This window comes from Desulfohalovibrio reitneri (assembly GCF_000711295.1).
Classification (GTDB): Bacteria; Desulfobacterota; Desulfovibrionia; order Desulfovibrionales; family Desulfovibrionaceae; genus Desulfohalovibrio; species Desulfohalovibrio reitneri.
This window is the reverse complement of the sequence record NZ_JOMJ01000003.1, coordinates 2,217,751-2,240,461: the sequence shown is the minus strand read 5'-3', so window position 1 is coordinate 2,240,461 and position 22,711 is coordinate 2,217,751. Positions and strand designations below refer to the sequence as shown.

Below are 22,711 nucleotides of genomic sequence, written 5' to 3'. Positions count from 1 at the left end.
TAGACACGAAAGAGGAGGCCGCGTGGCTGACAAACTCTCCAGACGGGAACTGCTCTTCGGCCTGGGCAAACGGTTCAAGGCCAGGCATTGGAAGGACGAGTGGGACCGCATGCGGGCGGACCAGAACGGCAACGACGGCCGCCCCGCCCGACCGCCCAGGCGCGACACCCGCGAGGGCCCGCCCACCTTGCTGGTGCAGGGCAAGCTGGAGGACGCCGAGGCCCTGCTCCTCTCCAGGCTGGAGGAGGACCCCGAGGACGTCGAGTCCCGCTGCTGGCTGGGGGTCTGCCTGTACCGCCGGGGACAGTACGTCCGCTCCCGCTGCGAGCTTTCCCGGGTCTGCCGCAAGGGAGGGCCGCCCGCGGCCTCCCTGCACCTGGGCCTGGCCCACGCCCGCCAGGGCGACATGGACAAGGCCGCCGAGATCTGGCGCAACTACTTCGAGCCGGACAACACCGCTGTGCAGCGCGAGGTGAACCTGCAGCTGGCCCTGCACGAGTCCGGCTCCTGCACCGGCGAGGAGTGCGCCCAGGCCGTGGAGCGCGCCCTGGGCTACCCGGAAGGGGAGGAGTGACGACCCGGGCTGTCAGCCCGCCCGGCCCGACCTGCCGCTGGCCAGGCCGGTGCGCAGCAGGTCGGCGAACTCCCCCGGCGGCAGGGGCGGAGCGTACAGGTAGCCCTGGCACTCGGCGCAGCCCAGCCCCAGCAGGAAATTGAGCTGGCGGGTGGTCTCCACCCCCTCGGCCACCACGGACAATTCCAGCGCCTTGCACATGGAGATGACCGCCGTGGTGATGGCGATGTCCCCGGGGTCGTCCGGCAGGTCTTTGACGAAGCTCTGGTCGATCTTCAACGCCCGGATGGGGAAGCGCTTGAGGTAGTACAGGGAGGAATAGCCGGTGCCGAAGTCGTCGATGACCACCCCCACCCCGATGTCCGCTATCCGCCGCAGTTCCTGCGCCGCGGCCTGGGGCTCCCGCATGACGGCCGTTTCGGTCAGCTCCAGCTCCAGTTTTTCCGCCGGGTAGCCGGTCCGCTCCAGCACCCCGGCCACCAGGTCGGGCAGGCCGCGCGAGCGGAACTGGTGCGCCGAGACGTTGACCGCCAGGGTGAAGTCCTCCCGCTCCCCGGCCCAGGGCAAGGCGGCGCGGCAGGCCTCTTCAAGCACCCAGGCGTCCAGTTGGGCGATGAAGCCGGACTGCTCCGCCAGGGGAATGAACTCCGCCGGGGAAACGGCCTCCCCCTTGCGCGTCCAGCGCAAAAGCGCCTCCGCCCCGGACACCGAAGGGCCGGCAAGCCGCACCTTGGGCTGAAATGCCAGGTGGAACTCCCCCCGCTCCAGGCCGCCGCGCAAATCGCTGTCCAGGCGCAGCCGCCGCAGGGCCTCGTCGTTCATGGCCGGGGTGAAGAGGCGGTAGGTGTTGCGGCCGTCGTTTTTCGCCCGGTACATGGCCGTGTCCGCGTTGGTCAGCAGCGTTTCGGGATCGTCGCCGTCCTCGGGATAGAGGGCGATACCGATGGAGGTGGTGATTCGAAAGGCCTGCCCGGCCAGCGGGAAGGGGTCGTCCATGGCCTCCTTGATACGCCTGGCAGCGGCCAGGGCGTCCTCGGCCCGCAACAGCTCCAGCGCCAGCACCACGAACTCGTCCCCGCCCAGGCGGGCCACGGTGTCGGCCTGGCGCACTGCGCCCAGCAGCCGCTCCCCCACCTCCTGCAGCAATTCGTCGCCCCGGGCGTGGCCCAGGGAATCGTTGATCTGTTTGAAGTTGTCCAGATCCATGAAAAGCAAGGCCAGCTTGCGGCCGTGCCGCTTCCCCATGGCCACGGCAGTGCGCACCCGGTCCTTGAGCAGGGCGCGGTTGGGCAGTCCGGTCAGGGGATCGTGGTAGGCCAGCCTTCGTATTTGCTCTTCGCGCCGCTTGCTCTCGGACACGTCGTGGAAAACGCCCACGTAATTGGCCACCCCGCCCTTGTCATCGGTGATGGCCGAGATGGACAGCCACTGGGGATAGGCCTCGCCCGACTTGCGGCGGTTCCATATCTCCCCCTCCCACAGCCCGTCGGTCAGCAGGGACCGCCACATGCCGCGGTAGAACGATTCGGGGTGGCGGTCGGACTTGAGCATGCGCGGGTTGCGGCCCAGCACCTCGTCCCGGTCGTAGCCGGTGATTCGCTCGAAGGCGGGGTTCACGCGCAGGACGATGCCCCTGGCGTCCGTGACCATGATGCCCTCGATGGAGCTTTCGAAAACCCTGGCGGCCAGCTTGAGGTCGCGCTCCGCCGCCTTGCGGCCGGTGACATCGCGCACGTTGGCCATGATGATCGGCCCCCCCGGCGGCTCCAGCCGGCTCAGATACACCTCCACGTCGAAGGTCTCCCCGCTGCGGAGGCGGCGGGCCTTCCACTCGAAGAAACGCGGGCGGCCGGCCATGACGTCGTCCCAGATGGCGGGCAGGTCATCCACCCGCGCCTCCGGAGCGGAAAAGTCCGAGATGTCGAAGCGAAGGGCCTCCGCACGGTCCACGCCGTACATGGCCAGCATCTTGTCGTTGACGTCGACGATGCGGCCCCGGGTGTCGTGCAGGAAGATGGCGTCGTAGACGTTGTCGAACACCGTGCGCAGGGACGCGCCGACCCCTTCCGGACATCGCCCGGGCCATCTCCCGTCCGCCTCGCGGACCACTGTCAGGAGGCCAAGCTCCTCCCCGTCCCCGCCATGCGCGGCGGCCGTCTCCAGCCGAGCCAGAGAGGTTTCGCCACGGGGCGTCTGGAAGGCGCGCACCCCGGACAGGGGCGGTCCGCCCTCCGCCTCCCCGGCCAGGGAGTCGTCGGAGCGCAGGAAATCCTCCAGGCGCGCGCCCTCGACCTCCCTGAACGGGCGGTCAAGAAAGGAAAGGTAGTCGCGGTTGGCGTCGCGGATGCGGCCGGAGGAGTCGGTCAGCAGGACGGTCAGCGGCAGGGCCCGCCAGAGGGGCCGCTTCAGGGAGCCGCCCGGGCGGCGGGGGTACGGTTCGTCGGCGGGCACCTCACGGCCCCCGGTGGATATGGATGGTCCCCTGGTCCATCTTCCGCTTGATCCAGACGCGCAGACGCTTCTTGATCACTTCCCGCCCCTGCGGGACAAGCAGGAAAAGCCCCACAAGGTCGGTGAAGAAGCCCGGCGTGAGCAGCACCACCCCGGCCACCAGGATGAGCGCGCCGTCCAGCAGCTCCTCGGCCGGGGCCAGGCCGCGCTCCATGGCCCGGCGGATGCGCCGCATGGCTTCCGCCCCCTGGGCCCGGGCCAGCGCGGCGCCCACGGCCGCGGTGATGATGACCAGCACCACGGTGTTCAGGCCGCCAATGCGCTCCCCCACTTTGACGAAGAGGAAAATCTCCACCAGCGGAACCAGGGTAAAGAGCAGAAAGAGGCGGACGCCGAGGCTCATGCCACGTCTCCCCCGCCCCGCATGAGGAAGCCGGCCTTGAGGGCGCAGGAGACCAGTTCGGCCACGGAGTGCAGGCCCAGCTTGCGCATGAGGTTGGCCCGGTGCTTTTCCACGGTCTTGATGCTGATGTGCAATTGCTCGGAAATCTCGCGATTTTTCAGTCCCTGGGCCACCAGGGAGAAGATTTCCCGCTCCCGCTTGGTGAGGTTGCTGAACTCCGTCGGTCCCGGCAGCCCGGCCGCGCTGCCGGGGCCGTCCGGATCCAGTTCCGGTTCGAAGTAGACGCCCTGGCTGAGCAGATCGCGGATGGCTCCGGCCAGCTTGTCCTTGTTGGAGTTCTTCAGCAGGTAGCCGTCCGCCCCGGCGGCCAGGGCCAGGCGCAGCAGGTTGCGGTCCTCGTGGGCCGTGAGGATGAGCACCTTGGGCGGCTCGTCGCTGTCCCCCTTGATGGTGCGGGTGGCGTCGATGCCGTTGACCTGGGGCATGCCGATGTCCATGAGCACGATGTCCAGGCGGGTGTCGCGGGCGATGCGGATGGCCTCGTCCCCGTCCCCGGCCTCGGCCACCACGTCCAGGTCGGGCTGCGAGGCCAGCAGCCGGCACAGCCCCTCCCGCACGATGGCGTGGTCGTCGACGATCAGGATGCGTGTCTGGTCCATACTCACTCGATTTCCATGACGGGCCCATCGGCGGAAATGGTCACGTCATCCCCGGCCTTGTCCCGCTTCCAGGACATCTCCACCTCGAATTTTTCCTTGTCCTTCTTGCGGGAAAGGGTCAACTCGAAGTCCACCACCTGTCCCGGCGTGAGGGTGACGGATTCCCCGCCGGAGGAGACGCGCAGACGGCCTCCCTTGAGCGAAGCCAGCAGATCCTCCAGATAAGCGATGGCCTGGGGCAGCCCCATGACGGACTCGATTTCCAGCTTCTGCTTGTCGCTCATTGTTCGCTCCTTGTGGCGTTCCGGGCGGGAAGGGTCAAGCGCAATTCGGTCTCTCCGTCCCGGATGAGAAGGGCGGAGCCCCCCCGGCGGACCACCTCGGCGGCTATCCGGGCCACGCCTTCTTCCTTTTTGTCATGCAATTTGATCTTTTTGAAGAGCCCCGCGTGGTCCAGCAGCGACAGGCGGACGCCGTCATGGCCGTGGCCATTGAGGGAAACCTCCAGCCCCGCGCCGGGTTCCGCCTTGCCCCGCATCCTTTCCAGGCCGTAGCACAGGAGGTCGAAGAACACGAAATCCAGAAACACGGCCAGCGAACGCGGCAGGGCGGGACAGTCAGCCCCCACCCCCACAGCCACTGTCTTAGGGGGATAGCCAGCGCGCTCCAGCAGCGGCCCGGCCGAGGCGGCCATGCTTTGCCGCAACTCCTCCGCCTCGACCTCCGGCCGGGGGAAGAGCCCGCCGCTCTGGCTGGATTCGCGGTAGTCGCGACAGGAGTCCGCCAGCCGTCTGCCGCCTTCCTCGGCAAAGGCAAGGGCGGCCCCCAGGTCCTCGGCGGCGTCCCGGGGCTCTTCCGCCTCATGGCCGGTTTCCGGCTCAGTCTCCGGCTGGGGCGCCGCGTGCTCCACCGCCTCCGGAGGCGGCGGGACCGAGGCGGCCTCGCCCGTGGCCGGCAGCGGCTCCCGCGAGGGGTGGCGGAAATAGGAGAATACGCACTGGCCGCCGCCCTCCAGGGAGGCGGGCACGCACTCCACCTCCATTTCCGCCTCGGCTTCGCCGGGCAGGCGCACGGCCGACCTGCGGGGCCGGCCCGTCTCCAGGGCCTCGCGCCGGGCCTCGGCCGCTCCGGGGCTGTCCGGGCGGAACTCGTCGGGCCAGCGGACGCCCTCCAGCCCCTCCCCGCCCCACATCCGCCTGAAGGCGGCGTTGGCGAAGACCAGCCCGCCTTGGGCGTCGGTCACGCAGAAGGGCTGGGGCAAGTGCTCCAAGGCCCTGATGGGTTGCCAGGGCACGCCCGAGGCGGCCCGGAAAAAGCGCTCCAGGGAGCGGTCCGAGGGGTGGGCGCGGCCGGGGCGGTAGGCGTAGCCTTCCCCGGCTGAGTCGGCTTCGGCCCCGCCCTCATCCGCGGAGGGCTTGAGCCAGGCCAGGGGGTCGGCGCCGAGGCGGTTTTCACGCGTGGGCATGTCGCTGGCTCCGCTGTATTTCCCGGCACAGGGCCATGTAGTCCATGGCGCCGTGGCTGTCCGGGCGGTAGGTGAAGATGTCCTGGCCGAAGCTGGGGGCCTCGGCCAGGGAGATGTTCTCGCGCACGGAACTCTCGAAGAGCTTGTCACCGAAGTAGTCGCGGATCTTGCGCACCACCTCGCGGCTGAGCTTTTTCTGCTTCTGGTAGCGGGTGGCCACGATGCCCGTGACCTCCAGGGAGGGATTGAGGCGTTTTTTGACCACCTCCACCGTCTCCAGCAGCTTGGACAGCGACTGCAGGGCCAAAAACTCCGTCTGCAGGGGGATGAACACCTCCCGCGCGGCGGTCATGGCGTTGATGGTCAGGATGCCCAGGTTGGGCGGGCAGTCCACCAGCACGTAGTCGTAGCGGGACATCTCGTGGAAGCCTTCCAGTGCCTCGCGCAGCAGGAACTCCCTGCCGGGCAGCGCTGAGAATTCCAGGTCCGCCCCGGAGAGGGACAGCGAGGAGGGCAGCACGTCCATGCCGTGCCGCTCCAAAAGGGTGGAGGCCACGTCGGCCTCTCCCTTGAGCACCTCGTAGATGGTCGCTTCCAACTCGTGGGCGGGGATGCCCAAAGAATAGGTCAGGTGGGCCTGGGGGTCGAGGTCCACCAGCAGCACGCGCTGGTCCAGCCTGGCCAGCCCGGCGCCGATGTTGATGGTGGTGGTGGTTTTGCCCACCCCGCCTTTCTGGTTCATCACGGCAATGGTGCGCATGCGTCGGCTCCTGGTCTCGCTTGGGGGCGGCGCAATCCCTTGGGGGCACGTCATCTACGCGACGGAGGTTACGTCCTGACGACGCACCACGCCATTTCCCATACATGCGCGAGATCAGGCCAAAAGGCAAGCGAGAGCCGGACGAGCCGTACTCAGAGGCGGGGTCGCACCCCGCGTCAGCGCTTCATCTGCGTCAGCGTGGTGGTCATCTGGTCCGAGGTGGTTATGACCTTGGAGTTGGCCTGGAAGCCGCGCTGCCCCAGGATCATGTGCGAAAACTCCGTGGCCATGTCCACATTGGAGGTCTCCAGGGTGGACTGATGGATGGTGCCCATGCCGTCCTGGTTGGCCCGGCCCTCGATGGCCTCCCCGGACTGGGCCGTCTCGCTGAACAGGTTGCCCCCCTCGCGCCGCAGCCCGTGGTCCGAGGTGAAGCCGTACAGGGCCACCTGATACAGTCCCTCGGTCTGGCCGTTGGAGAAATGGCCGCTGAGCACGCCGTCGCGGTCCACCGTGACGTACTCCAGGTAGCCCTCGGCGAAGCCGTCCTGGTTCTCGTTGAGGGTCACGGAGGAGGTGGCGTAGCTGGTCATGCGCTGGGCCTCCAGCTGCGGGCCGGTCATGCCCACCAGATTGCCCGCGTTGGAGCCCACCTCCGCGGCCGAGGCCTGGGCCGTGTTCCAGGAGGCCCCGGAGGACGTCACCCCGAAGTCGAAGGCGATATCCTGGGCTGCCGCCGACCCCTCCTGGGTGGCGAAGGTCATGTTCATCATGGGCGCGCCGTCCTCGTTGAAGGAGGCCGGGCTCCAGTTGGAGAGCACGGTGTGGTCGCCACCCTGCAGGGTGTAGGAACTGACGTCCACAAGGTCGCCCGCGGAGTTGAACTCCAGGGTGCCCATCATCATCAGCCCCTGGGCGCCCGAGGCCAGCCCCCGGCCGTCCTGGGCCGGGTCCACGCCAACCGCGTACTCCCAAATGTTGAGATTCCCGCCCGCGCCGCTGGAGGTCACGCCATTCTGGGCCGGGTCGAAGTAGAAATTCAGCTCGTGCTGGTTGCCCTGGTCATCGTACACGGACAGCGCTGTGCGGTACTCGAAGTTGTCCGGGCTCAGCGGCTGGGAGCTGGTGCCGTCCCAGCTTGTGCCCAGGGCGAAGAAGGGATGGTTCTCGTCCGCGGTCAGGTCCGGGGCGGTGGAATCGAGGTTGGCCACCATGTCCACCAGGGAGGTGGCGCGCGGGTCGGAGCGGAATACGGTCTCCCCCTCCTCCTGGTCCACGGGCAGCTGGATGTCCATGGTGGCGTTGCCCACCTCGCCGGTGCGGCGGTCCACCCCGTAGCCCTGCAACACGTTGCCATTGGGATCGCGCAGAAGGCCCTGGGAATCGAAGCGGAAGTTTCCGGCGCGGGTGTAGTAGAACTCCTCCTCGCCGGAGTCAGCCCTGCCGCCCTCGGCGTAACTGCGCGGCTGGGCCCGCACGCGGAAGTAGCCCTCCCCGCCGATGGCCAGGTCCGTGGCCGCCGAGCCATCCTGGAAATCGCCCTGGGTGAAGTCGGCCACCACCGCGGCCAGCCCCACGCCCTTGCCGATCTGCCCGGCGGAATGGACGGTTCCCCCGGATTCGAAACCGCCCGGCGCGTCCTGGCTCATGAGGGTCTCGAAGTGGGTCCGTCCGGCCCTGTAGCCCACGGTGTTCACGTTGGCCAGGTTGTTGCTCATGACCTGGAGCCACTGGTTGTGGGCGACCATGCCCGTGGCTCCCGTGTACATGCTGCTGAAACTCATGGCGTCGCTCCCGACTGCTCCCGCCGCCGCTCGACCCCGGACGGCGGAAAAAAGGTTCACTCCGCCGCACCATGTCGCAAGGGGCGTGCCCGCCGCGTCCGGCCCGGGTCCATCACGCGGCAACCAGCCGCAATCCCATGAGATGTTTTCAAAACGGCCGCCCCCGTTCCTGGGCCGCCGCATGACGGGGCATGAAAAAATTGCCCGCTTAGCCCGTGCTCTGCTACCTTGCCGCCTCACCAACCAAGGAGGAAACCGTGGATATACGTTTGCATGATACCGTTCCCGGCCCCGGCGACGTGGCCGCCGTGCTGGCCTTCGCCCGGGAGGGGCAGGCCGCCATGCTGCCGAGGGGATTCGAGTCCTGCGCCGGAGCCCCCGGCATGGGCAATTTCAAGGGCAAGGAGCTGCGTACCGGGATTTTCTACTGCGCCAACGGCTCGCCCGCCTGCATGGTGGTTGTGGTGGGGCTGGGCTCCCGCGAGCCTTCCGCCGCCCTCTTCCGCCGCGCCGTGGCCAAGGGTGTGAAGCTGTGCCGCGAGCAGAACGCGGGCAGCGTGTACATCGAGCCCGCCGGTTGGCCGGGAGCGCCCGACGACCCCGACAAGGCCCTGGAGGAGGCGGCCGTGGCCGCCGGACTGGGCCTGTATTCCTACGCCGGGCACAAGAGCGAGCAGGACGACGCCGAGCCCGAGCCGGAGCTGTGGCTGGGCGGTTCCGGCCCCGGCGCGGAGCGCGCCGCGGCCCGCGCTCGGGCCCAGGTGGCCGGCGTCTCCCTGGCCCGCGACCTGGCCAACGCCCCCTCCAACCGGGCCACACCGGCCATGTTGGCCGAGGCCGCCCGCGATCTGGCCTCGCGCCACGGCTTCGCCTGCACCGTCATGGAGGGCGGGGACCTGCGCGAGTTCGGCTGCCTGCGGGCCGTGGCCCAGGGCAGCGCGGAATCCGCCCGCTTCGTGGTGCTGGACAGCGGGCCGGAGGACGAGGAACATCCCCTGGTATACTGCGGCAAGGGCGTCACCTTCGACACCGGCGGCATTTCCCTGAAGCCCTCGGCCAAGATGGAGGAGATGAAGGGCGACATGGCCGGGGCCGCCGCCGTGCTGGGCTTCTTCGAGGCCTACGGCGAGCTGGGCGGCGGCCGCCGCGTGGTGGGCCTGCTGCCCCTGACCGACAACATGCCCGACGGCCGGGCCGTGAAGCCCGGCGACGTCATCGACTCCTTCAAGGGGCTGACCGTGGAGGTCATCAACACCGACGCCGAGGGGCGCCTCATCCTGGCAGACGCCCTGGCCTACGCCGAGCGCTGCGACCCGGCCCTGACCGTGGACGTGGCCACCCTCACCGGAGCCTGCGTGGTGGCCCTGGGCGAGCAGTGCGCGGGGCTCTTCTCCCCGGACGACGAGTTGCGCGGCAAGGTGGCGGCCCTGGGCGAGGCCGTGGGCGAACGCTGCTGGCCCATGCCCCTGTGGGACGAGTACGCCGAGGCACTCAAAAGCGAGGCGGCCGACGTGAAGAACGTGGGGCCGCGCGAGGGCGGGGCCATCCACGCGGCCAAGTTCCTGCAGCGCTTCGCCCCGGAAAAAGCGCCCTGGGTCCATCTGGACATCGCGCCCACCGGCTTCGTCTCCTCTGCCAACGAGCTGCGGCCCAAGGGCGGCACCGGCTTCGGGGTGCGCATTCTGCTGGGGCTGGCCACGGAAGAGTAGCCGCCCCCCTCCTTCCGAACGAGGCGCGGCCCTCCGCTCAGCCGGGGGGCCGCGTTTTATTTCGCGGCCCCGCCGTTCCCCGCGCGGGCCACACCCAGCCGCCTGAACAGGGCCAGGGCCTCGCCGTCCGGCCGCAGCCCCCGCTCCAAGGCATGACGGGCCAGGCTCCGCGACTGGGCGTGTCCGGGGTCGCCCTCCAGGGCCAGGCGCAAATGCTCGAACATCTCGCCGTACTCCCCCTTTTCCAACAGCGCCCGGGCCATGTTGAAGCGCAGGTTCTCGTCGTCCCGCCCCAGCTCCAGGGCGCGGCGGTAGTAGCGCAGGGTCCGGGCCAGCATCCCCCGCTTGCGCAGGGCCATGCCGAACTCGTTGAACAGGTGCTTGTGCCGGGGGGCGAAGGTCTCGTCCATGTCCACCAGCCGCTTGAATACGTAGTCCGCCTTGTCCGTCTCCCCCTGGGACAGGTAGACCAGCCCCAGGCCGAAGTTGGCCCGGATGTTCTCCTCGTCCACGGACAGTGCGCGGGAATACTCGATGCGCGCCTCCTGCGCCTCGCCCCGCGCCCGCCGCTCGTCTCCTTTGGTGACGCGCAAAGTCACCAGCTCGTACCAGACGTCCGGCTCCAGCCTGTACTCCCGGAACAGCCGCTCCCTGGGCACCAATGCGGATTCGCCAGTGGGCAGCCAGTCGCGGTCCAGCCGCTGCATGGCCACCTGCCCGCCCTCGCGCTCCTCCCCTTTCCAATAGACCCGGCAGCCGTCGGCCGCCGTGTCCCCGGCCATGGAAAAGATGCCCTTGATGCCGCCTTGTCCGCCCATGGCGCGGAGTATGGCCCAACCTCCCATGGCGGGCAAGAACTCCACGTATCCAGAAAACGTGGAGCGAAATCCCCCACCATTGATGGACCCGGCCGTCCCAAGGCCCCGCCACCCGGCGGTTCTCCCCTTGCCAAACGTTGGCACGGCCTCTGCATTGGCGAGACCACGGGGGAGAAGATCTGTTCAGGAGCACGCCATGCTGAATGAAACCATGCTATTCGCCAGTCGGGCCGCCGCCCTTGACCTGCCCGCCTCTTCGCTGGAAAGCGCCGTCGCCCTGGCCGCCATCGGCCTCTACTGCCTCTTTTGCGGCCGCTGCCTCCTGGCTCCCATGGTCCGCGTGCTGCGACGCCTTGCCCAAGCCAGGGCGGAGCGCAGGGCCGCCAGAATAGCCCAGGCCAGAATCGACGCCGCCTCCCGCGCCCAGGCCAGGGCCGAGGCCCGCAAGGCGCGGCAGTCCGCACGCGCCCCACGGGCGGATGGCGAAAAACGGCGCTTCGGGCCCTTCCCGGTCAACGAACAGAGCGTGGGTCCCTGGCTGGAACCGCTTTCCAACCGGGCCTGATTCCTTCTTTCGACTTCCGCCGCGCGCGGCCTCACCCAACCGGTATTCGGGCGACCCTCCCCCCGCCCGTCGGGCGCCCCGGAAGCTGAAGCTTCCGGGGCGTTTTCCTTCCAACCCGCGCCGAGGTGGAAACAAACCCTTTTCAGACAACCCGTCCAGGATTACCTTGAATGCGTGAGGGGGAGATCATGACTGACAATCCGTTGACCTGGCTCGCTCCAGGCGACATCTCTTGGCCGCTGGCCGGCCGCTCCACGCCGCTGCCCGACCTGCTCACAGCGCTGACGCAGACCGGCGGCGGCCTGGGCGAATCACTGGCCGTAACCGGGCGCATCGCCCCGGACGATCCCGAATCCTGGTGGGAGCAGTGGCGCGGCGAGGCCCACCGCAACCTGGCCCGGGCGGAATACGCCCTGGCCAGAAACAGCCGCACCAGCGCGTCGCAGGGATATCTGCGGGCCGTGGCGCAGGGCGCGGCCGCCGAACGCGGCCTGCGCCTGCTGCCCACCGACGACCGCCGCCGGGAGGCGGCCGCTTTCATCCGCGACGCCTTTCGCCGGGCCATGCCCTTGCTGGCCCCCCGCACCGGGGAGGTCCTCGTCCCTCTCAACGGCTCCCGCCTGCCCGGCTACCTTCTCCATCCCAAAAAACGCGGCAAGTCGCCCTTGGCCTGGATTACCCTGGGCGCGGGTTCGTTCGCCGAGGAAGGTTTCGGCCTGCTGGGCCAGGCTCTGCTGGACAGGGGCTTCGCCGTGCTCCTGCTGGACGGCCCAGGCCAGGGCCGCAGCCTTCGCGAAAACGGCCTGCCCCTGCGGCCGGACTGGGAAACCGTGGCCCGGGCCGTGGCCGCGCACGCCAGACACTTCCCCGGCATCCGGCGCGACCGCATCTGCGTCCTCGGCCGGGGACTGGGCGGCCACCTGGCCCTGCGGGCAGCCACCCGCGAGGAAATCAGCGCCGTGGTCTGCGACCCGCCCCTCCATGGTGTCCATTCCTGGCTGGCCGCCGGACTGCCGCCGGACGGCCGTCCCGCCCTGTGGTCGGGGCATCCCCCCGGCTCCGCCCCGGCCCGGCACGCCCTGGACTGGCTGGCCGAAACCCTGGGTGCGGACGATCCGGCCGCGCTGCCCGCCGCCCTGGACGCCTACACACTGGACGGGCAGCAGCGCGCCGCGGCCGACGCCCTGCTCGTGACACCCGAGGAAATGGCCGACCAAGCCCGGCGGACCGCCGACATCCTCGGCCCCAAGGCCCGGATCGTCCCCTTCACCCACGACGAAGGGGCCGGACCCGACCCCCTGGCCCTGGCTCCGCACCTCTTCCACGCCCGCGTAACAGATACTTTGGCCGACCTCGTCCGGTAGCCGGTCGTCCCGCATCCGAACCGCTCGGGCGCGGCAGGGACCCTTCCGGCGACCATCAGGACTGGAAAACAAATCCACTATCCGTGGGTTTGCCTCGGTTCATCCGAAAAATACCCATTCATTCCAAATACAAAATGTTTGGCCCAGCTTTTGCTCGGCATTCCCGGCAATCCAAACAAACCACCGGGAGAACACTATGGACTTCCTGAACCAGATCCCGCAAATCATCTCACTGATGGGACCAGAACATGGCCTGGCGAACATCCTTCTCTTCTCCGGAGGAGCCGCCCTGGCCACCGCCGCCGTATTCTCCTTCGTCAACCGCGTGGGAAAACTCCTCACACCCTCACCCAAACCCGACCTCACCGAACGCTGGGAACAACTCAAACGCGACGAACGGCAAACCGCGTAAGAGAAGAAAGAGGCAAGAAAGGAAGAGAGGAAGATTTCGCCTTCGGCGACCAAGGGGCTACGCGCCCCCTGGACCCTGCGGCAAACTACCTTTGCATGTATTTTCGCGGGATGCCGCGCCTCAGGGGAAATGCGCGGGAGCACCCCGGCGAACCGGCAACAGGAGAACAAATTTCCCTGATAGCCCCTTTCCTGGCCGTTTGGTTTCAGATGCGTTGAACGCGAAATTGGGCTGAAGCCCCCGCCAACCACTTCCACGCACCCCGCCCCGAGCGAAGCGAGCGATAAAAGGTTTGGCGGAAGGAGGATGAGGGTTTGGGAGAAGGAGGAAACCGCTTTTTTAAAAGGGGTTTCCTCCTTCTCCCAATGCCCTGAATTCTATTCCCCGCCAGCCACCATCCATTCCCCTGCCCCTTCACATAAAAAAAGCGGCGCATGGGCTAGCCCATGCGCCGCTTTTTCGTTCCCCAACCTCTCCCTATTCGGGGCAGCCCTGTTCGCACCATTGCAGGAACTCCTGGATTTGTTCCTTGATCTGGTCTCGGACGCGGCGGGTTTGTTCCAGGATGTCCTCGCGGGTTCCCTGGAAGGAGGCGGGGTCGGGGAAGGGCCAGTGGAGGCGGTGTTGCAGGCCCGGGAAGACGGGGCACTTCCCTTCGGTGGCTTCGTCGCACACGGTGATGACGTGGTCGAAGAACGCGCCGGATTTGTAGAGTTCGAAGGCGCTTTGCGGTGTTTTGACGGACAGGTCCACGCCTTCCCCGCGCATGGCCTCGACCACGCGCGGCAGCACGGCTTCGCCGGGTTCGAGGCCGGCGCTTTGGACTTGGAAGCGGTCGCCGCCGAGTTTGTCGAGGAAGGCCTCGGCCATCTGGCTGCGGGCAGTGTTGTGGGAGCAGATGAAGAGGACGCGGTTGGGTCTGGCCATGGTCATGCCTCCGGGGGGTCTTGATGGGCGGGTACTGTAGCCTGAAAATGTTGCGGTTGGGTTGCGGCCGCGGGAGGATGGGCTTTTGTTTCCGGGCGGGATGAGGCTATGTTCGCGGTTTGGAGGAACGCATGAGCATGCTTGAACGAATCGAGGACTTTCTCACGAGGCGCTGCGTGGACTGGAGCGAGCTGGCCCACGCCCCGGTGGAGGGGTGCGAGGACTCCGCCGCCTACCGTCGCCAGGCTGGCTGGCGGGGGGCGGATTCCAAATGCATCCTGTTCCACGCCAAGGGTGTGTTCCACCTGGTTGTCACAACGCGCCAGCGGCAGGTCAACGCACGGCGATTCAAGAAGCCCTTCGGCACCAAGAACATCCGTTTCGCCACGCCGGAGGAGGTGGAACGGGTGCTGGGCTGCCGGGTGGGATCGGTGCCGCCGCTGCCGCTGGGCGCGCCGGAGGTGCCGATCTACGCGGACGAGGCCATCCTGGCCGAGGAGTGGTTCCACTTCAATCCGGGCGATCCGGAGCGCAGCTTCCGCATCGGTTCCACCTCCCTGCCGCCGTTGTACAGCTGGCTGGAGAACCCCTGTTTGTGGTTCCGCGAGGAGGAGGACGGGCGGTTCACCTTCCTCCGATCCCTGTCTCCGCCTCTTCGATGACCCGCCCCTCGGTGAGGAAGGAGATGCCCTGGCTGGCGGCGGAGCCGATCATGACCGCTTCCACCACGGGTGCCTGGACAGGGGCGGCGGCCTGCCAGGAAATAAGGAAATTGGCCCCGGCTCCGCCGGACTCGTCCCCTTCCTCGATGACGAACTCGGCCGAGGCCAGCGGGGCCAGTTCGCGCGGTTCGTCCAGGAAGCGCCGGACGAGTTTGCCCCGGTCGTCGTAGTAGTCCACCGAGGTGATGGTCAGCCGTTTGGCAGGTGAGACGTTGCGGACGCTGCAGGTCACGGTGAGCAGGAAGGGGCGCGTCTTGATGCCGTGATAGATGTGGGAGTAGGCGGGCAGGTAGACGGTCTGCCCCACGGAGTTTCCATGGGCTGCGACGGCCGGGAGCAGCAGGGCGGCGGCCAGGACGAGGCGGACCAGATGCTTCATGTTTTTTTCTCCTCCGGCTTTCCGGCCGGGTGAACCATAACCTCTTTACACCAGGACGTTTTTTCATGCCAGTAATTCCGGGACATGCGCCGCATGGGGGAAAGTGGGTATTGCCTTGCCGCCCCTCCGTGGGCATAAGAACATAAAGCGTAAGGGCCATGCCGGGGGGGCCGCCCTGCCAGGAGATGGAAACATGAAACACGTTTTGGTCATCGACGACGACCGCTCCACCTGCGACCTCATCAAGCACTATCTGGAGTCGCAGGGATTCGAGGTGGAGACCGCGCCGGACGGCCGCGAGGGCATCCGCCGCTACCACGACCACCCCGCCGACTTGGTCATTGTGGATATTTTCATGCCCCACAAGGACGGCATCGAAACCATCATCGACCTCCGCTCCCAGTCCCCGGAGGCGCGCATCCTGGCCATCTCCGGCGGCGGCGACATGGGCGGCATGGAGTACCTGGACTACGCCCGCGTGCTGGGCGCCACCAATACCCTGGCCAAGCCCTTCGACCGCTCCAGCCTCATCCGCGCTGTGACCTCCACGGCCTCCCACGCCGCCTGACGGCTCTCGCCCGCCCGGTATTCACCTGGGCTTTCCCAGCGTCCGGCGCGGCCACTCCGCGCCCCCTTCCCTTTTCCGCCGTCTTGCCGCCCATGGCGGATGATGCCATGATTCGGGGTGTGCCATGGCATCGGGCCGTCGCATCGCGCCAATGCATCGCACAAAAGGAGCAGGCCAATGCCGGAAAACAGAAAAGCGGCCGTGCTGGCCGCCTTCGCCGGTGACTCCCTGGCCCTGGGAGCGCACTGGATATATGATGCCGACTCCATCAAGGAACGCTTCGGCCGGGTGGACGAGTTCATGGACCCGCCGGAGGACTCCCACCATAAAAACCGCACCAGGGGGCAGTTCACCCACTACGGCGACCAGATGCTCATTCTGCTGGAGTCCTGCTCCCGCATGGGCGGCTTCGAACCGGCGGACTTCTCGTCCCGTTGGCAGGACCTCATGCGGGACTACGACGGCTACATGGACCAGGCCAGCCGCAAGACCATGGCCAACCTGGGCGAGGGCGCACCCCCCTACGAGGCGGGCTCCGACTCCTCCGACCTGGCCGGGGCGGCCCGCATGGCCCCGCTGCTGTATTTCATCCAGGACGCCGACTCCCTGGCGGCGGCGGCCAAGGAGCAGTGCCGCCTGACCCACAACAACCCCCGCGTGCTGGCCGCGGCCCAGTGCCTGGCTCACGCCGTCTGCAAGACCCTTGAGGGCGCGCGGCCGCGCGAAGCGCTCATCGAGGCGGCGGCGCTCAAGCCGGAGGGCATCGACCTGACCCCGTTCGTGAACAAGGGACTGGAGAGCCTGGAGGAGAACACCGCCCAGGCGGTGCGCCGCCTTGGTTCGCACTGCCACCTCGAGGGCGCCTTTCCGGCCGTGGTCCACCTGGCGGTGAAGTACCAGGACCGGCCCGCCGAGGCGCTGGTGCAGAGCGTCATGGCCGGGGGCGACTCCGCCGCCCGCAACGCCGCGCTGGGGCTTTTGCTGGGCGCGCACCACGGCATGGGTTTTCTTCCCCAGTCCTGGCTCGACGGCATGGAGGCCTCGGCCCGCATCCACAGGTTGCTCGGCTGATGTCCGGGGAGGGGGAATCCGTGCCCGGCGCGCCCGAGCGCAAGCCGGTGGTGGTGGAGGCCTGGAACTGCTGCCTGAGCCTGTTCAAGGTCATGGTGCCGGTGGCCGCCGCGGTGAAGCTGGCCCAGGACCTGGAGCTGATCTCCCTGCTGGCCGCGCCGCTGGAGCCGTTCATGCGGCTGTGCGGCCTGCCCGCCGAACTGGGACTGGCCTGGGCGGCGGCCCTGCTCAACTCGGTCTACGCCGGGCTGGCCGTGCTGGCCGAGCTGGCCCCCCGCCTGGACATGAGCGCGGCCCAGGCCACCATCCTGGCCACCATGATGCTCATCGCCCACGGCCTGCCGGTGGAGGCGGCCATCTCCCGCGCCGCCGGGGTCTCGGCCTGGTTCCAGTGTCTGCTGCGCTTCTGCGCCGCCCTGCTGGCCGGGGTGGTCCTGCACTGGACATATGGAGGGCTGGACGCCCTGCAGGGTCCGGCCAACATCCTGCTGGCCCCGCCGGAGGGCGGCAACGGCTGGGGCACGTGGCTCATCAACCAGGCCCGGCTGCTGGGCTCCATCCTGGTGGCGGTCACCGTTCTCATCGCCCTGCTGCGCTGGCTGGAGCGCATCGGCGTCACCCGGCTCATGGACAGGCTGCTGGGGCCGGTGCTGCGGCTTCTGGGCATCGGGCCGAGGGCCTCGTCCATCGCCGTGGTGGGGCTGACCCTGGGGCTGTCCTACGGCGGCGGGCTGATCATCGCCGAGGCCAAGCGCGGCCTGCCCGCCCGCGACGTCTTCGCGGTGTTGAGCCTCATGGGGCTGGCCCACGCCCTCATCGAGGACACCCTGCTCATGCTGCTGGCGGGGGGGCACCTTTCCGGCATCCTGCTCACGCGCGGGCTGATTGCCTTGGTGCTGACCGCTGTCATCTCCAGGGTGGCGGCGCGCATGCCGGACGGCCTCTTCCACCGTCTGCTGGGTCGGCCCGCGTAAGGGAGGGGCGGTGCGGCTGCTCATAGCGGACAACGACGACTCCTTCACCCGCAACCTGGAGCACCTGCTGGCGGTGGAAACGGGCGTAGCCCCGGTGGTGGTCAACCACGCCCGGCTGGACTTCGAGCGCGCCCGCTCCTGCGACCTGCTGGTCATCTCCCCCGGGCCGGGCCACCCGGACGACTACCCGGCCTACTTCCCCCTCTTGCGCGATCCGGCCTGCCCGCCGGTGCTGGGCATCTGCCTGGGCATGCAGCTCATCAACCAGGCCCTGGGCGGACAGACCGACCGCCTCAAGGGGTGCGTGCATGGCAAGGCCGAGGCCATCCCCTTCCAGGGCGGGGAGGCCGTGGTGGCCCGCTACCACTCCCTGGCGGTGAGCGGGGTGGCCCCGGAGCTGGTGGTGGAATCGGAGAACGCCGAGGGCACGCCCATGATCCTGGCCCACCCCTCACGGCCCCTGCTGGGCTACCAGTTCCACCCGGAATCCTTCCTCACCCACGACCCCGGACGGTTCATCCGCCATGCCATCGCCCGCCTTCTGTAGCGCCAGCCCGCGCCAGGCCTTGGACCTGCTGGCCCGGCTCAAGCGCGATCACCAGGTGGACCTCTTTCTGACGCCGGACGAGGAGGGACGGGCCAGCTTCGCCGCCGGGGTGCGGCCCCTGCGCACCTTCGCGCCCACGGCCTCGGACGGCCCGGACCGGCTGGCCTCCTTCGCTTTCGCCGACTCCGCCCCAACCTTCGGCTTCCTGGGTTACGAGTACGGCCTGGACCGCATGGGGGTGGCCTCGGACAAGCCGCGCGACCAGCAGTCGGGGCTGCTCAAGAAGTACGCCCTGTGCCTGACCTACGGCGACGGGCGGCTGTGCCTGGCTCCCAACCCCGCCTCCACCGGCGGACGGGAGTTGGCCGACGCCGCCCTGCACATGGTGCGGCGGCCGCCCCCGCCCCCCCGGAGCCGCCCCGCTTCCAGGGTCCGGTGGAGGCCTCCCTGGACCGCGAGGCATACGAGAACGTTGTGCGCCGGGCCCTGCGGTACATCCTGGACGGCCACGCCTACCAGCTTACCCTTTCCATCCGCTACGGCGCCCGGGGCCGGGCCGACCCCCTGGACTTGGTGCGCCGCCTCTTCCTGCGCCATCCAGCGGCCCACTACGCCCTTTTCCACACAGATTCCAAGGCCGTCATTTCCGCCTCGCCGGAGCGATTCCTGCGGGTCAGGGACGGGGACATCCTCTCCCAGCCCATCAAGGGCACGGCCCGGGTTCCCCAGGGCGGCGACCCGCACCGCATGGCCGAGCGGCTCATGGCCTCGGACAAGGAGTCGGCCGAGCTGTCCATGATCGTGGACCTGGTGCGCAACGACGTCTCGGCCAACGCGGACTACGGCACGGTGAAGGTGCGTGGCCACAAGAACGTCTTTCTGGTGGACGACCTGCTGCAGATGCGCTCGGACGTCACCGCCCGGCTGCGCTCCGACCGCACCGCCCTGCACCTGCTGCACGACGCCTTCCCAGGCGGCTCGGTCACGGGCTGCCCCAAGCGGCGGGCCATGGAGATCATGGAGGAACTGGAGCCGCACACGCGCGGGGTATACTGCGGCACGCTGTTCATGGCCTTCGGCCCGCGCGACCTGGATTCCTCCATCGCCATCCGCACGGCCGTGCTGGACCAGGCCTCGGGCGACTTCACCTTCCACGCTGGCAGCGGCATCGTGGTGGACTCCGACCCCTCGCGGGAGTTCGAGGAAACCACGGCCAAGGCGGACAAGTTTTTGAATCTGGTGGAGCGCGGCGGCTTCGGGGAGGGCACGCCGTGACCGCGCATCTTCTGGACGGACGGCTGGAAGCGGGCGGAGTGCGCCTGGACCCGGGCAGTTCCGCCCTGCGGCACGGGGCGGGCTTTTTCGAGACCATCCGCCTCTCCGGCTGGTCCGTGCTGCACCTGAAGCGCCACCTTGAGCGGCTCACGGCCTCCCCCAAGGCCTACGGCCTGCCCGCTCCGGCCTGGCTGCCGGGCGAGGCCGACCTGCTTGCCCTGGCCGAGGAGCTGGGGCTGGCCGGGGGCGAGGCGCGGCTGAACGCGGCCCTGCTCTACGACGACCTGGACGCCCCGCCCCGCTGCCTGGCCACGGCCGCCGCCTACCATCCCCCCGGGCCGGAGGCGGAGCGGAGCCTGGCACTCTCCCCGTGGCGGCAGACCTCCCACCTGGGCGGGCACAAGTCCGCCTCTTACCTGCATTATCTGCTGGCCGGGCGAGCCGCCAGGCACGCCGGGGCGGACGACGCCCTGCTGCTGGACCACGGGGGGCGGCTGCTGGAAACGACCACTTCCGCCCTGGTGGTGGCGGACGGCACGGGACGGCTGCTGACCCCGGAGTCCGCCTTCGCCCTGCCCTCGGTCTCCCTGGCCCTGGCGCGCGGGGCGCTGGGCATTGGCTTGGCGGAGCTGACCCCGGACAGCCTGCGCTCGGCCGAGCGGGTCTACTGCTGCAACTCCCTCACCGGCATGCTGCCGGTGACGCGCATCGACCTCGGCGACGGGGAAATATTGATTTTCGGGGCGGACCATGCGGCCTGCCGCACGGCCAACGGGGTCATTCTGCGGCCGTGATGGAGCGGCCCATGTAGGTCTCGGCGAACTCCTCGGCCAGCTCCCGCGCCTGCCCCAGATCTTTCATGGACATGTCCATGACCCGCGTGCGGGCCAGGATGACGCCCAAAAGCCGCAGCGCCTCCTCGGTGTCCTCCCGGGAGCTCCGCCGCACCTGGGCGTCCATGAGGTCGCCCCGGATGCGTGTCTCGAACCCGGCCGCCTCCAGCACCAGCCGCAGAAACTCCAGCCGCAGCAGCCGCTGCTCGAAGGAGGCCCCGCCGCCCTTGAAGCGGAAGCCAGCGTAGTTGGCCTCCGGGTCGTCCGAGATGTAGGCGTCCACCATGGCGAAGTGGTAGCCGAAGCGGATCATGAGGTGGGCGTAAGGTCTGGAGACTATGGCGTAACTGGCCATGGTGGCGTCCACCAGCCCGGCGGTGGTGGCCATGCGCTCGTCGAAAACCGCCTCGTCCAGGTGGGCCATGGCCCCCTCCCAGGAGAACTCCGGGTGGGTCAGCCCGTCCCAGACGGCCCGCATGGGGCGGGAGGTGATGGCCTCCGGCGGCACCATGCCGGTGGCCCGCTCCCAGTCCACGCCGTCCTCCAGGTCCAGCACCCGGAACTCCAGGGGCAGGTCGGTGTCCATGCGCTTGGCCCCGCTCATGCCGCGCCCGCCCAGTCCCACCAGGTCGAACATCTCCCGCACGCCCATCTCGTGGCAGTAGCGCACCAGGTCATGAAAACTCTGGATGCCGCCGGGCTTGAAGGCAGCGGCCGTGGGGTCGGTCAGGCTCAGGGGAGAGACGAGGTCCATGAAGGATTGCATGCGCTGGCGCAGGGGGGTCTCCGGCAGGGTGCGGCGGCCCATGCGGGCCCGCAGTTCCTCCACCGCGCCGTGGTAGACCGCCCCGGTGTCAGCGTCCACCGTGACCACCTCGCCTTCGGGCAGGGTGCCGAAGGGGTCGGGCGCGCCCACGATGACCGGAACGCCGTATTCCCGCGCCACCGAGGCGAAGTGCCCGGCCCGCGACCCGGCCGGGGAGACCACCGCGGCCATCCGGCCCATGGAGGATACGAGCCTCGGAGAAAGGGTGCGGCAGACCACCACCGCGTCCACGGGGATGTCGCGGGCCTCGGTGTGGCCGCGCGGGAAATGCACCGTGCCCATGGCCACTCCGCCCGAGGCGCGCTCGCCGCCCCGCAGCAGCACCTGGGCGTCCACCTGCTCGCAGCCGGGCAGCCCTGTGGGGCACTCCTCGTCCACGGCCTCGGCCGCGAAGGGCCGGGCCTGCACCACCAGCGGGCCGCTCTCCTCGTCCCAGCACCACTCGATGTCCTGGGGGCCGCCCATGGCCCGCTCCACACGCAGGGCCACGCGGGCCAGCTCCACGGCCTCGTCCGAGGTGAGCGGCCCATCCTCCGGAGCCTTGAGCAGCTCCGGCGTCTCGTCACGGGAGAGGGCGTACTCCGCGCCGCGTTCCTCGCCGCCCACCAGATCGTCCGCCAGGCCGGGCACGGCGTAGATGAAGAGTTTTTCGCCGCCGGGGGGGCCGTCGGCGGTGTAGACGACCCCGGCCGCGCGGGGCCTGGCCATGCGCACCACCAGGGCGGCCATGGGCGCGTCCTGGTCCGGCAGGCCCGCGCGGATGCGGTAGGCCACGGCCCGGGAGCCGTACTTGGAGAGAAAGACCTCGCGCAGCGCGTCGGCCACCCCCTCGGAGGGTACGTTCAGCTTGCTGTCGTACAGCCCGGCGAAGGTCAGCCCGGCCTCGTCCTCGCCCACTGCGGATGAGCGCACCGCCCATAGCCAGCCCTCTCCGCCGGAGACCTCCTTCACCGCACCGGCCGCCTCGGCGGCCACTCCGCCGGGCATGGCGCCGTCCTCCAGCAGCTCCTGCATGTGGGCGGACAGCTCGTCCAACTGCTCGGGATTCTCCGGCTCAACGCGGGAGAGCAGCTCGTCCAGGCGGGGGCGCAGGTCGTTTTCCGCTAAAAAGGCGTGGAAGGCGGAGGCGCGCACGGCGAAGCCCTCGGGCGTGCGCACTCCCTCGATGCGGGCGGCGCGGCCCAGGTTGGCCGCTTTGCCGCCGCACTCGCCCGGCCGGTCCGCGGCCTCGTCCAGGGAAAGCACATACGGCGGTCCGGCTTCCGGGGAGGGCTCGGCGAGCCGCTGGGCCAGTGCCGCGTCCAACTCGTCCAGCCGCTCGCCCAACCCCCGGTGGGCCAGGGGGTTCATCTCCAGCAAGGAGTCGGCCAGTTCGCGGGCGGACCAGCGCAGAGCGGCCACCAGGGAGGCCACCCGCGCCCAGTCCACGGCCACCTGGCCGTGCAGAATCTCCTCCAGCTCGGTGATGCGTTCCAGGCAGCGCTTGTCGCGGTCCAGAAGCCGCTTGAAGGCCTCGTAGCGCCTGCGGAGCTTCTGCCCCGGGGCGAACAGGCTCTCCGCCCAGTGGCGAAAGAGGTGGCGAAGCTGCACGGCTTCCTCCCGTCGGCCGGATGTGGGGAACGAAT

The 22,711-nt window shown here is 69.0% G+C and carries 23 protein-coding genes; 12 read left to right on the top strand and 11 right to left on the bottom strand.

Annotation, left to right across the window (positions count from 1 at the left end):
• The first annotated feature begins 22 nt into the window (after positions 1-22).
• Complete coding sequence (locus N911_RS17640) at positions 23-574, top strand: tetratricopeptide repeat protein (protein WP_051694223.1); 552 nt, start codon at positions 23-25, stop codon at positions 572-574.
• A gap of 12 nt (positions 575-586) precedes the next feature.
• On the opposite strand, the gene N911_RS16970 is transcribed toward N911_RS17640, so the two are convergent.
• The 7 genes from N911_RS16970 to N911_RS0111160 form a co-directional block, all read right to left on the bottom strand.
• Complete coding sequence (locus tag N911_RS16970) at positions 587-3,025, bottom strand: sensor domain-containing protein (RefSeq protein WP_051694221.1); 2,439 nt, start codon at positions 3,023-3,025, stop codon at positions 587-589.
• Position 3,026: 1 nt separating this feature from the next.
• A complete protein-coding gene (locus N911_RS0111185; protein WP_029897163.1) occupies positions 3,027-3,428 on the bottom strand; it encodes an FxsA family protein in 402 nt (133 codons plus the stop codon).
• On the bottom strand, positions 3,425-4,087 hold the full coding sequence (locus tag N911_RS0111180) for a response regulator (protein WP_029897161.1): 663 nt from the start codon (positions 4,085-4,087) through the stop codon (positions 3,425-3,427). Before N911_RS0111180 ends, N911_RS0111185 begins: the two co-directional genes overlap by 4 nt.
• A gap of 2 nt (positions 4,088-4,089) precedes the next feature.
• Positions 4,090-4,371, bottom strand: coding sequence for an amphi-Trp domain-containing protein (locus N911_RS0111175; protein WP_029897159.1), 282 nt, complete (start codon positions 4,369-4,371; stop codon positions 4,090-4,092).
• Positions 4,368-5,552 (bottom strand): PAS domain-containing protein, encoded by a 1,185-nt coding sequence (locus N911_RS0111170; RefSeq protein WP_029897157.1) that lies wholly within the window; start codon positions 5,550-5,552, stop codon positions 4,368-4,370. Before N911_RS0111170 ends, N911_RS0111175 begins: the two co-directional genes overlap by 4 nt.
• Positions 5,539-6,312 (bottom strand): ParA family protein, encoded by a 774-nt coding sequence (locus N911_RS0111165; protein WP_029897155.1) that lies wholly within the window; start codon positions 6,310-6,312, stop codon positions 5,539-5,541. Before N911_RS0111165 ends, N911_RS0111170 begins: the two co-directional genes overlap by 14 nt.
• Before the next feature lie 176 nt (positions 6,313-6,488).
• The gene (locus tag N911_RS0111160) at positions 6,489-8,096 is read right to left on the bottom strand and encodes a flagellar hook protein FlgE (protein ID WP_029897153.1); all 1,608 of its coding nucleotides are present in this window, start codon (positions 8,094-8,096) and stop codon (positions 6,489-6,491) included.
• A gap of 257 nt (positions 8,097-8,353) precedes the next feature.
• Here N911_RS0111160 and N911_RS0111155 point away from each other — a divergent pair, with 257 nt between their 5' ends.
• The gene (locus N911_RS0111155; protein ID WP_051694219.1) at positions 8,354-9,805 is read left to right on the top strand and encodes a leucyl aminopeptidase family protein; all 1,452 of its coding nucleotides are present in this window, start codon (positions 8,354-8,356) and stop codon (positions 9,803-9,805) included.
• 56 nt (positions 9,806-9,861) lie between these two features.
• Here the strand turns inward: N911_RS0111155 and N911_RS0111150 are convergent, their stop codons facing one another.
• Positions 9,862-10,623, bottom strand: coding sequence for a tetratricopeptide repeat protein (locus tag N911_RS0111150; RefSeq protein ID WP_237559946.1), 762 nt, complete (start codon positions 10,621-10,623; stop codon positions 9,862-9,864).
• 196 nt (positions 10,624-10,819) lie between these two features.
• Here N911_RS0111150 and N911_RS0111145 point away from each other — a divergent pair, with 196 nt between their 5' ends.
• From N911_RS0111145 to N911_RS0111135, 3 genes are all read left to right on the top strand, one after another.
• The gene (locus N911_RS0111145; protein ID WP_029897148.1) at positions 10,820-11,188 is read left to right on the top strand and encodes a hypothetical protein; all 369 of its coding nucleotides are present in this window, start codon (positions 10,820-10,822) and stop codon (positions 11,186-11,188) included.
• Positions 11,189-11,376: 188 nt separating this feature from the next.
• A complete protein-coding gene (locus tag N911_RS0111140) occupies positions 11,377-12,552 on the top strand; it encodes an alpha/beta hydrolase family protein (protein WP_161781622.1) in 1,176 nt (391 codons plus the stop codon).
• A 196-nt stretch (positions 12,553-12,748) separates the two neighbouring features.
• A complete protein-coding gene (locus tag N911_RS0111135; protein ID WP_029897146.1) occupies positions 12,749-12,964 on the top strand; it encodes a hypothetical protein in 216 nt (71 codons plus the stop codon).
• 477 nt (positions 12,965-13,441) lie between these two features.
• Here N911_RS0111135 and N911_RS0111130 read toward each other — a convergent pair whose 3' ends face one another.
• Positions 13,442-13,891 (bottom strand): arsenate reductase ArsC, encoded by a 450-nt coding sequence (locus N911_RS0111130; RefSeq protein ID WP_029897145.1) that lies wholly within the window; start codon positions 13,889-13,891, stop codon positions 13,442-13,444.
• Between the two features lie 131 nt (positions 13,892-14,022).
• Between N911_RS0111130 and N911_RS0111125 the strand changes: the two genes are divergently transcribed.
• Entirely contained in the window at positions 14,023-14,553 is a 531-nt protein-coding gene (locus tag N911_RS0111125) for a YbaK/EbsC family protein (protein ID WP_029897144.1), read from the top strand.
• Here the strand turns inward: N911_RS0111125 and N911_RS0111120 are convergent.
• Entirely contained in the window at positions 14,516-14,992 is a 477-nt protein-coding gene (locus N911_RS0111120; RefSeq protein ID WP_029897143.1) for a DUF3124 domain-containing protein, read from the bottom strand. The two genes, N911_RS0111125 and N911_RS0111120, sit on opposite strands and share 38 nt — an antisense overlap.
• Before the next feature lie 193 nt (positions 14,993-15,185).
• Between N911_RS0111120 and N911_RS0111115 the strand changes: the two genes are divergently transcribed.
• The 6 genes from N911_RS0111115 to N911_RS0111090 all read left to right on the top strand — a co-directional run bounded on the left by N911_RS0111115 (position 15,186) and on the right by N911_RS0111090 (position 20,221).
• Positions 15,186-15,560 carry a response regulator gene (locus tag N911_RS0111115; RefSeq protein ID WP_029897142.1) on the top strand — a complete coding sequence of 125 codons (375 nt, stop codon included), beginning with the start codon at positions 15,186-15,188 and terminating at the stop codon, positions 15,558-15,560.
• 177 nt (positions 15,561-15,737) lie between these two features.
• On the top strand, positions 15,738-16,631 hold the full coding sequence (locus tag N911_RS0111110) for an ADP-ribosylglycohydrolase family protein (protein WP_029897140.1): 894 nt from the start codon (positions 15,738-15,740) through the stop codon (positions 16,629-16,631).
• The gene (locus N911_RS0111105) at positions 16,631-17,605 is read left to right on the top strand and encodes a hypothetical protein (RefSeq protein WP_051694216.1); all 975 of its coding nucleotides are present in this window, start codon (positions 16,631-16,633) and stop codon (positions 17,603-17,605) included. The genes N911_RS0111110 and N911_RS0111105 overlap by 1 nt, the downstream gene beginning before the upstream one ends.
• Positions 17,606-17,615: 10 nt before the next feature.
• Positions 17,616-18,152 carry an aminodeoxychorismate/anthranilate synthase component II gene (locus tag N911_RS0111100; RefSeq protein WP_029897136.1) on the top strand — a complete coding sequence of 179 codons (537 nt, stop codon included), beginning with the start codon at positions 17,616-17,618 and terminating at the stop codon, positions 18,150-18,152.
• 435 nt (positions 18,153-18,587) lie between these two features.
• On the top strand, positions 18,588-19,427 hold the full coding sequence (locus tag N911_RS0111095; protein ID WP_051694214.1) for a chorismate-binding protein: 840 nt from the start codon (positions 18,588-18,590) through the stop codon (positions 19,425-19,427).
• The gene (locus N911_RS0111090) at positions 19,424-20,221 is read left to right on the top strand and encodes an aminotransferase class IV (protein WP_051694213.1); all 798 of its coding nucleotides are present in this window, start codon (positions 19,424-19,426) and stop codon (positions 20,219-20,221) included. Before N911_RS0111095 ends, N911_RS0111090 begins: the two co-directional genes overlap by 4 nt.
• Here N911_RS0111090 and N911_RS0111085 read toward each other — a convergent pair.
• Positions 20,205-22,676, bottom strand: a complete 2,472-nt coding sequence (locus N911_RS0111085; RefSeq protein WP_035104711.1) for a PEP/pyruvate-binding domain-containing protein — start codon at positions 22,674-22,676, stop codon at positions 20,205-20,207. The genes N911_RS0111090 and N911_RS0111085 overlap by 17 nt on opposite strands.
• Positions 22,677-22,711: the final 35 nt, after the last annotated feature.

What these genes read in the sequence shown, in the direction of transcription:
- N911_RS0111185 (WP_029897163.1), bottom strand. Translation starts at nt 3,428, where the DNA reads ATGAGCCTCGGCGTCCGCCTCTTTCTGCTCTTTACCCTGGTTCCGCTG.
- N911_RS0111180 (WP_029897161.1), bottom strand. Translation starts at nt 4,087, where the DNA reads ATGGACCAGACACGCATCCTGATCGTCGACGACCACGCCATCGTGCGG.
- N911_RS0111175 (WP_029897159.1), bottom strand. Translation starts at nt 4,371, where the DNA reads ATGAGCGACAAGCAGAAGCTGGAAATCGAGTCCGTCATGGGGCTGCCC.
- N911_RS0111170 (WP_029897157.1), bottom strand. Translation starts at nt 5,552, where the DNA reads ATGCCCACGCGTGAAAACCGCCTCGGCGCCGACCCCCTGGCCTGGCTC.
- N911_RS0111165 (WP_029897155.1), bottom strand. Translation starts at nt 6,312, where the DNA reads ATGCGCACCATTGCCGTGATGAACCAGAAAGGCGGGGTGGGCAAAACC.
- N911_RS0111160 (WP_029897153.1), bottom strand. Translation starts at nt 8,096, where the DNA reads ATGAGTTTCAGCAGCATGTACACGGGAGCCACGGGCATGGTCGCCCAC.
- N911_RS0111150 (WP_237559946.1), bottom strand. Translation starts at nt 10,623, where the DNA reads ATGGGCGGACAAGGCGGCATCAAGGGCATCTTTTCCATGGCCGGGGAC.
- N911_RS0111145 (WP_029897148.1), top strand. Translation starts at nt 10,820, where the DNA reads ATGCTGAATGAAACCATGCTATTCGCCAGTCGGGCCGCCGCCCTTGAC.
- N911_RS0111140 (WP_161781622.1), top strand. Translation starts at nt 11,377, where the DNA reads ATGACTGACAATCCGTTGACCTGGCTCGCTCCAGGCGACATCTCTTGG.
- N911_RS0111135 (WP_029897146.1), top strand. Translation starts at nt 12,749, where the DNA reads ATGGACTTCCTGAACCAGATCCCGCAAATCATCTCACTGATGGGACCA.
- N911_RS0111130 (WP_029897145.1), bottom strand. Translation starts at nt 13,891, where the DNA reads ATGGCCAGACCCAACCGCGTCCTCTTCATCTGCTCCCACAACACTGCC.
- N911_RS0111125 (WP_029897144.1), top strand. Translation starts at nt 14,023, where the DNA reads ATGAGCATGCTTGAACGAATCGAGGACTTTCTCACGAGGCGCTGCGTG.
- N911_RS0111120 (WP_029897143.1), bottom strand. Translation starts at nt 14,992, where the DNA reads ATGAAGCATCTGGTCCGCCTCGTCCTGGCCGCCGCCCTGCTGCTCCCG.
- N911_RS0111115 (WP_029897142.1), top strand. Translation starts at nt 15,186, where the DNA reads ATGAAACACGTTTTGGTCATCGACGACGACCGCTCCACCTGCGACCTC.
- N911_RS0111110 (WP_029897140.1), top strand. Translation starts at nt 15,738, where the DNA reads ATGCCGGAAAACAGAAAAGCGGCCGTGCTGGCCGCCTTCGCCGGTGAC.
- N911_RS0111105 (WP_051694216.1), top strand. Translation starts at nt 16,631, where the DNA reads ATGTCCGGGGAGGGGGAATCCGTGCCCGGCGCGCCCGAGCGCAAGCCG.